The sequence below is a fragment of the Pseudoalteromonas sp. 19-MNA-CIBAN-0066 genome, from assembly GCF_040308705.1.
GTDB classification, from domain to species: domain Bacteria; phylum Pseudomonadota; class Gammaproteobacteria; order Enterobacterales; family Alteromonadaceae; genus Pseudoalteromonas; species Pseudoalteromonas nigrifaciens.
In genome coordinates this window covers 1-255 of sequence record NZ_JBEONZ010000297.1, presented here as the reverse complement: position 1 = coordinate 255, position 255 = coordinate 1, and the positions used below count along the sequence as shown (strand labels likewise).

General features: G+C 44.3%; 1 protein-coding gene. It reads right to left on the bottom strand.

Translation table 11 applies throughout. The features are described 5' to 3' along the window. Positions 1-255: hypothetical protein (locus tag AAEZ18_RS19205; RefSeq protein ID WP_352256023.1), on the bottom strand; the 255-nt coding region annotated here is incomplete at both ends.

Here is a 255-nt window from a genome sequence, read left to right as displayed (position 1 = left end):
CACCAGGTGCTGCATAAAAATCATTTACTTGGGCACGAACGCGATACTTTTGATATCCAGAGCCTGGCGTATGGGAAAACGTGAACGCTTTAGCGCTTATCGATGATGCGTAATAAGGCACGTTTGGTGTGTGGTTTGGCGTACCATAACCCTCACTTTCAAAAGCCCCATTTCGACAGCTATAAGTTCCAGAAAAAGAATGTGAACTAACTACATACCAGGAGTTACCATTCCAGCGCTCAAGATATACAGTAC